The following is a 7,693-nucleotide window of genomic DNA, read 5'->3' on the forward strand; positions in this document are numbered from 1 at the left end:
CTCGGCGCGGGTGCCGTGGTGGGCGCCGTGGTGCGCGCCGCCCCCGGTGAGGGCGGCGGCAAGGGCGGCCGGCACGCCGAGCTCGACTCTGCGTCCGTCCACCTCGATCGTGAACGTCGTGCGGTCCCCGGAGGCGGGCGCGACGCCGAAGTCCGGGTTCGCCTCGATGCGCTCGGCGAGCTCGCTCTCGATCCACGTCGTGTGGACGGAGAAGGATCCCGCGTCCGTGAACTCGGGCCGGTTCAGCACCAATCGGTGGAACGGGAGGACGGTCGGGATCCCGTCGATCGCGCACTCGTCGAGCGCACGCCGGGCCCGCCGGATCGCCTCTTCGCGGGTCCGCCCGGTCACGATGATCTTCGCTACGAGCGAATCGAACTGATCCGGAACGATCGAGCCGTCCCGCACGCCGGCATCGATGCGCACCCCGGGCCCGGTCGGCCACTGCACCCGCTTCACGCGCCCGGGCGACGGCAGGAAGCCGCGGCCCGGGTCCTCCGCGTTGATGCGGAACTCGAACGCGTGGCAGCGCGGCTCCACCGGCTCCGTCAGGTCCAGAGCCTCGCCCGACGCGATGCGCAACTGCGCGGCGACGAGGTCGATCCCCGAGGTCTCCTCCGTGATCGGGTGCTCGACCTGCAGCCGGGTGTTCACCTCGAGGAAGCTGAGCATTCCGTTGCGATCGAGCAGGTACTCCACCGTACCGGCGCCGACATAGCCGACGTTCCGGAGGATCTCCGCGGCGGAGTCGACGATCTCCGCGCGCTGCTCGTCGGAGAGGAACGGCGCCGGCGCCTCCTCGACCAGCTTCTGGTTGCGGCGCTGCAGCGTGCAGTCGCGCGTACCGATCACCCGCACGTTCCCGGCCGCGTCGGCGAGCACCTGCGCCTCGATGTGCCGTGGGCGCTCCAGGAACTTCTCGACGAAGCACTCCGGGCGGCCGAAGGCGAGGCGCGCCTCCCGCACCGCGGATGCGAACGCCTCATCGATCTCGTCGAGATCATCGACGACCTTCATCCCGCGCCCGCCACCGCCGAATGCCGCCTTCACGACCACGGGAAGCCCGTGCAGGATCGCGAACTCCCGGATCTCGTCGGCCGTCGAAACCGGTCCGTCCGAGCCGGGTGCGAGGGGGGCTCCGGCCGCCATGGCCACCGCGCGGGCGCTGACCTTGTCGCCGAGCAGTCTGATCGCCTTCGCGGAGGGACCGATCCAGGTCAGACCGGCCTCGACGACGGCCTCGGCGAAGTCCCCGTTCTCGGAGAGGAAGCCGTATCCGGGGTGGACGGCGTCGCATCCGGAGCGCTCGGCGATCTCGAGCAGCTGAGCGCCATCGAGATAGGTCTCCGACGGGGTGGCGCCGCGGAGCGCATAGGCTTCGGTGGCGATGGAGACATGCGGGGCGTCCGCGTCCACTCCGGCGTAGACCGCGACGCTCTCCAGCCCCTGGTCGTCGCAGGCGCGCGCGATCCGGGCCGCGATCTCGCCCCGATTGGCGATGAGCACCTTCCTCACGAGTCCGCCCTCCGTTCTTGCTGTCCGTCGTCCGTCTCGGCGCGGGCGTTTCGCACGAATCTCACCCTCGCCCCGGGGCCCAGCTGCGCCGCCGTGTCGAGGTCGGCGTCGACGATCACGCCGATCACCGGGTAGCCTCCGGTCACCGGGTGGTCGGCGCCGAAGATCAGCGGCTGCCCGTCGGGCGGCACCTGGATCGAGCCGCGGACGATGCCCTCGCTCTGGAGCTCGTCCTGCACCGCGCGTTCGAGGGGTCGACCCGTGAGTCGCGAGGCCATGCGGCTGAACCGGTTGGATACCGTCCACGTCTCGGAGAAGAGCGCGTCGACGGCATCCGTGGTGAACCAGTCCTCGCGGGGGCCCGGGATCACGCGCAGATCCGTCTCCTGCGCCGCGGAGCGCAGCTCCGTCTCGGGCGCTGTCGAGCGCAGCTCCGTGTCCTGCACCGTCGAGCGCAGCTCCCCCTCCGGGTTGGACGCCACGGCCGAGACGTCCGCGGCACGGATGACCAGCCCGTCACCCGGCGCGAGCGGGGAAGGCCCGATGCCCGAATGCGTGTCGCGCGACCGGCTCTCGAGGACCGCCGGCGCGTCGATCCCTCCCCTGATCGCCGCATAGCTCCAGATCCCCCGATCGGCTTCCGCGATCGTGAGCTCCTCGCCGGCGAGCAGCACGAACGGCGTCCGCACGGCCGGGTTCCGCGGACCGAACCGCGCGGTTCGATCGGTCGCGCTCCGGATCGCGAGGCGGCCGGCCGCACCGGTCACCGCGACGACCTGATCCGTCTCGGCGCGGATCGAGAACCCTGCCCCGAGCGCCTCGATAGCCGCCTGACCCGCATAGTTGCCGACGAGCCGGTTCGCCTGGCGGAACGACGACCGATCCATCGCTCCGGCGGGCCCGACGCCGAGCACGGCGTGCCCGGGCCGGCCGAGATCCTGGATCGTCGCTCCCACGCCGGGCTGCACGATCACGACGTCGGCCCGATCCCGTTCGATCGGGGCGACGGGTTCGACCCGCGGCACGGACCCGGTGATCGGATGACGCACCGGCACGAAGCGGACCCGGTCGCCCGGATGGATGCGCGCCGGGTCGGCCAGGGACTCGTCCCAGAGCGTCTCATCGGTCCGGCCGATCAGCTGCCATCCGCCGGGGGAACTGCGCGGATAGACCGCCGAGTAGTTGTCGGCCAGTCCGACCGACCCGGCGGGAACCGAGGTCCTCGGCGACTCGCGGCGGGGGACGCGGACTCCCGATTCTCCGACGAGGTAGACGAATCCCGGAGCGAATCCCGTGAAGGCGGCCGTCCAGGTCCCGGAGGAATGCCAGCCGATCAGGGATTCGACGCTCCGCCCCATCCGCGCCGCGGTCTCGCGGAGATCCTCGCCCTCGTAAGACACGGGGATCCGGATCGTTCGCCCGATCCGGCCCGAGCGGCCGGAGGCGTTCAGCGACTCGACGTACTCGATGAGCGGCCGGACGAACCGGGGCGACCGTGCGACGACCAGCACCGTCCTCGCCGCGGCGACGACGTCGGACACTCCGCTCGGCGGATGCTCCTCCAGCTGCGCGCGCAGACCCATCGCGCCCTCGAGGGATCCCAGATCCACCAGGAACGCCCGATCCCCCGACCGCTTCACCGTGCGCCTCGGTTCGGTTGCCGCGTCGACGTTCATCGGTCCACGAAGCTCCGCGTCTCGACCCCGGCCTCGTGGAGCGCGCGTTCGATGCTCGCGGAGAGCTCGACGGCTCCGGGGGTGTCCCCGTGCAGGCACAGCGTCTCCGCGCCGATGTCGATGCGCGTGCCGTCGATCGCCAGCACGTGCCCGTCCACGATGCGAAGCGCGCGCTCCACGACCAGGGCCGAGTCGTGGATGACGGCATCGGGCTCCGTGCGCGGGACGAGCCCGCCGTCGCGCGTGTAAGCGCGGTCGGCGAAGGCCTCGACGACCGTCCGCACCCCCGCATCCTCGGCGCGCCGCTGGACCTCGGAGAACGGCGGCACGACGAGCGGGAAGGCGGGGTCGACGGCCCGGATCGCATCGACCACCGCCTGGGCGTGCGGCCGATGGCTCACGATCGCGTTGTACAGCGCCCCGTGCGGTTTCACGTAGCGCACCGACGTCCCCTCGGCATGCGCGAGGGCCTGCAGCAGCCCGATCTGGGCGATGAGCTCGTCTGCGAGCTCGACGGCCGGCACGTCGATGAACCGGCGGCCGAAGCCGGCGAGGTCTCGGTACGACGGGTGCGCTCCGACGATCACGCCCTGTCCGGCGGCGGCACGACAGGTCGCCCGGATGATGGTGGGATCGCCGGCGTGGCCCCCGCAGGCCACGTTCGCGCTCGAGATGTGGGCGAAGATCGCGTCGTCGTCGCCGACGACCCACTGACCGGAGAACTCGCCCACGTCGCTGTTCAGGTCGATGCTTCGCATGTGACCTCCGAACCCTGATGCTCATATCCGGATGACCAGATTGTTCAACAAAAGTAGCACAGTACCCCTGTTGTTCAGCAGAAGTTTCGCGGGCATGGTTGCCGGGCCGCTCGTACGAGGCCTGAGGATCGGGCGCGCCAGCCTCCCTCACCGAGGCTTCGCCGGCGCGGGACCGATCCTGCAGGACCGATCCGGCATCTGCAGCTATGCACCGATCTGCAGAAAAACACCGATCTGCAGAAAAACACCGATCCGCAGAAGAACACCGATCCGCTCGATATCCCTGTGCGATTCTGCAGATCGGTGCGATTCTGCTTCGGAGACGCGATCGCCATCAACCGCACGCACCCACGTACGCACCAAGCAGTATGCGGTCGCCCCGGCCCGCACGCACGCACGCACGCACGCACGCACGCACGCACGAGACGGTACGCGATCGTCCGCGCTGCATCCTTTCGACGGACGATCCCGTACAGTCCCGACGATCTCGTACTGTCTCGACGGCGCCTCACTACCTCGACGGTTCCGCGCGGTTCCGTGCGGTTCCGTGCGGCGGCCCCGCCGACCTCGGCGCCGGCGACCCCAGGCCGCGATCCAGGGCCGCCGATCCGAGGGTTCCGGCAGAGGCTCGCCCTCCATCGGACACGACACGATTCCCCCGCGCACAACTAGGATTGGCGTGTGACCAACATCTCCCGTCTGTCGAAGAAGATCGGCGCCATCGCCGAGTCCGCCACCCTCAAGGTCGATGCGAAGGCGAAGGCCCTCCAGGCCGAGGGCCGACCCGTCATCAGCTACGCCGCGGGCGAGCCCGACTTCCCCACGCCGCCCCACGCCGTCGACGCCGTGCGGGCCGCGCTCGACGACCCGAAGAACTTCCGCTACACCGCGGCGGCCGGGCTGCCGGAGCTGCGCGAGGCGATCGCGGCGAAGACCGCGCGCGACTCCGGCTGGGAGGTCCCCGCCTCGCAGGTCATCGTGACGAACGGCGGCAAGCAGGCGGTCTACCAGGCGTTCCAGGTGCTGCTCGATCCGGGCGACGAGGTGCTCGTGCCCGCACCGTACTGGACGAGCTACCCCGAGGCGATCCAGCTCGCCGACGGCGTGCCGGTCGAGGTGTTCGCCGGCGCCGACCAGGGCTACAAGGTGACGGTGGAGCAGCTCGAGGCGGCACGCACCGAGCGCACCAAGGTGCTGCTCTTCGTCTCGCCCTCGAACCCCACCGGAGCCGTCTACACGCCCGAGGAGACGACGGCCATCGGCGAGTGGGCCGAGGCGAACGGCCTCTGGATCGTCGCCGACGAGATCTACCAGAACCTGGTGTACGACGGCGTGCGCGCCGTGTCGATCGTCGAGGCGGTGCCGGCGCTGACGGATCGCACGATCCTCGTCAACGGCGTCGCGAAGACCTACGCCATGACCGGCTGGCGCCTCGGTTGGATGATCGGCCCGGCCGACATCATCAAGGGCGCCGCCAACCTGCAGTCGCACCTCTGCTCGAACGTGAACAACATCGCGCAGCGCGCGGCGATCGCGGCGCTGAACGGCCCGCAGGAGCCGATCGAGGAGATGCGGCTCGCCTTCGACCGCCGGCGCAAGCTGATCGTCGACGAGCTGAACCGGGTGCCCGGCTTCCACTGCCCGACCCCCGAGGGCGCGTTCTACGCCTATGTCGACGTGACGGGCGCGCTGGGCCGCGAGATCCGCGGCACGACGCCGAGAACCTCCCTCGAGCTGGCCGACCTGATCCTCTCGGAGGCCGAGGTCGCGGCGGTGCCGGGCGAGGCGTTCGGGCCGAGCGGCTACCTGCGCTTCAGCTACGCGCTCGGCGACGAGGCGTTGCTCGAGGGTGTGCGCCGGATCCAGACGCTGCTCGCCGAGTAGCACGGCGAACATGGCCGCACAGGCGCGGAGCCGCTCCGAGCAGGCGAGGAACTGGTTGCGACGGCGCATCGTCTCCGGCGAGTGGGAGCTGCACACGCGCATCCCGAGCGAGCTGGAACTGGCCGAGCAGTTCGGCGTCGCCCGCGGGACCATCCGCGAGGCGGTGCGCGGACTCACCGAGCTCGGCATGCTCGAGACGGCCGCCGGACGGGGCACCTTCGTGCGCTCGCGCACCCCGACCGACCGCGTGCTGCAGGATCTGCTGCTGGGCCGCGGGCCCGCCGAGTGCCTCGAGTTGCGGGCCGCGATCGAAGCCGAGGCCGCGCGTCGACTGGCCGGATCCGACGACCGCACCGTGCTGGATCGCCTCGCCGAGGTCGCCGCTCCCCGCGAGGGTCGCGAACGACTGCCCGGGGAGTTCCACGTGGGCCTCGTCGAGGCAGGCTGCGCCCCGCTCAGCGTGTCGCTGCACGCTGCGCTCCTCGTCGCCCTCGGCGGCTTCCTCGCGAGCGGTCGCATCGATCACGCGCTCGACGACACCTGCCGGCAGCAGGCCCATGACGAGATCCTCGACCGGATCCGCGCCGGAGATGCCGCACTGGCCGCGGAGACCGTTGCCCTGCACGCGCTCGGCGACTTCGTCGTGGTCGAGCGGGACTGAGCGCTCGGGCCGCGGACCGTCCCTGCCGCGGAGCGCTCCGGCCTTCGGAGTTCAGACCCGCCCGGGGATGACGAGCGGGGTCTTCGAGACCGGGTCGGGGATGATCGTGCAGGGGAGGTCGAACGCGCGCTCGATCAGCTCGGCCGTCACGATCTCGGCGGGCGCCCCCCGGCCGATGATCCCGCCGTCGCGCATCACGATCACGTGCGTCGCATACCGGAACGCGAGGTTCAGCTCGTGCAGCACGGCGACCACCGTGCGACCCTCGCGCTGCAGCCGCCGGGCGAGGTCGAGCACCTCGATCTGGTGCGAGACGTCGAGGAACGTGGTCGGTTCGTCGAGCAGCAGGATCGACGTCTGCTGGGCGAGCGCCATCGCGATCCAGACCCGCTGGCGCTGCCCGCCCGAGAGCTCGTCGACCCGTCGCTCCGCGAGATCCGCGACGTTCGCGGCGGCAAGCGCCTCCGCCACCGCGCGCTCGTCGCCGGGCGACCACTGCCGCAGCAGGCTCTGATGGGGGTACCGCCCGCGCGCGACCAGGTCGCTGAAGGTGATGCCCTCGGGCGCGGTGGGCGACTGCGGCAGCAGGCCGAGCTGCCGGGCCAGCGCCTTCGGGTGGTAGTCGGTCAGGGGCAGGCCGTCGAGGAGGGCCCGGCCGCCCGTCGGTCTGAGCATCCGCGCGAGCGCCTTCAGCAGGGTCGACTTGCCGCAGGCGTTGGGGCCGACGATCACGGTGAGCTCCCCCTCGAGCACCTCGACGTCGACACCGTGCAGGATCTCGTGACCGGGCCCGTAGCCGGCGCGCAGGGCTTCGCCGCGCAGTCGCGCGGCGGGCGCCGGCGGGGCCGTGGAACCGGCGGGTAGCGGGGCGTTCGCGTCCACAGGCGCTTCCTCTCGACGATGAGCAGCCAGACCAGGTAGGCGCCGCCGAGAGCGCCGGTGACGATGCCGACCGCGAGCTCGGTGGGGGCGAAGAGCCTCCGCGCGACGAGGTCGCTGACGAGCACGAGCACTCCGCCCATGAGGGCGGCCCCCGCGAGCGGCACGCCGGAGGTGCGGGTGAGACGCCGCATGAGATGAGGGGCGGCGAGGGCGATGAACGGGATCGGCCCGGTCGACGCGGTGGCGACCGCCATCAGGGCGACGGCGATGACGACGAGCAGGATCCGGCTGCGCATCGGCCGCACGCCGATGCCCGC

The 7,693-nt window shown here is 71.4% G+C and carries 7 protein-coding genes; 2 read left to right on the top strand and 5 right to left on the bottom strand.

The window, feature by feature from the left end:
* From ACFPZL_RS08060 to ACFPZL_RS08070, 3 genes are all read right to left on the bottom strand, one after another.
* A partial coding sequence (locus tag ACFPZL_RS08060) for an acetyl-CoA carboxylase biotin carboxylase subunit (RefSeq protein ID WP_382335058.1) occupies positions 1 to 1,515 on the bottom strand: 1,515 nt, incomplete at its 3' end.
* The gene (locus tag ACFPZL_RS08065; RefSeq protein WP_218115827.1) at positions 1,512 to 3,191 is read right to left on the bottom strand and encodes a 5-oxoprolinase subunit B/C family protein; all 1,680 of its coding nucleotides are present in this window, start codon (positions 3,189 to 3,191) and stop codon (positions 1,512 to 1,514) included. The genes ACFPZL_RS08065 and ACFPZL_RS08060, both read right to left, overlap by 4 nt.
* Complete coding sequence (locus ACFPZL_RS08070; RefSeq protein WP_218115829.1) at positions 3,188 to 3,949, bottom strand: LamB/YcsF family protein; 762 nt, start codon at positions 3,947 to 3,949, stop codon at positions 3,188 to 3,190. Before ACFPZL_RS08070 ends, ACFPZL_RS08065 begins: the two co-directional genes overlap by 4 nt.
* 681 nt (positions 3,950 to 4,630) lie before the next feature.
* On the opposite strand from ACFPZL_RS08070, the gene ACFPZL_RS08075 reads away from it, so the two are divergent.
* On the top strand, positions 4,631 to 5,833 hold the full coding sequence (locus ACFPZL_RS08075; RefSeq protein WP_382335061.1) for a pyridoxal phosphate-dependent aminotransferase: 1,203 nt from the start codon (positions 4,631 to 4,633) through the stop codon (positions 5,831 to 5,833).
* Positions 5,834 to 5,843: 10 nt separating this feature from the next.
* The gene (locus ACFPZL_RS08080) at positions 5,844 to 6,494 is read left to right on the top strand and encodes a FadR/GntR family transcriptional regulator (RefSeq protein ID WP_218115832.1); all 651 of its coding nucleotides are present in this window, start codon (positions 5,844 to 5,846) and stop codon (positions 6,492 to 6,494) included.
* Positions 6,495 to 6,545: 51 nt separating this feature from the next.
* Here the strand turns inward: ACFPZL_RS08080 and ACFPZL_RS08085 are convergent, their stop codons facing one another.
* Together ACFPZL_RS08085 and ACFPZL_RS08090 are read right to left on the bottom strand one after the other, a co-directional pair.
* Complete coding sequence (locus ACFPZL_RS08085) at positions 6,546 to 7,316, bottom strand: ABC transporter ATP-binding protein (RefSeq protein ID WP_236022082.1); 771 nt, start codon at positions 7,314 to 7,316, stop codon at positions 6,546 to 6,548.
* Positions 7,223 to 7,693: iron chelate uptake ABC transporter family permease subunit (locus ACFPZL_RS08090; RefSeq protein WP_382335063.1), on the bottom strand; the 471-nt coding region annotated here is incomplete at its 5' end. The genes ACFPZL_RS08090 and ACFPZL_RS08085, both read right to left, overlap by 94 nt.

Origin of the sequence: Leucobacter soli (assembly GCF_042659205.1) — a bacterium.
GTDB classification, from domain to species: Bacteria; Actinomycetota; Actinomycetes; order Actinomycetales; family Microbacteriaceae; genus Leucobacter; species Leucobacter soli.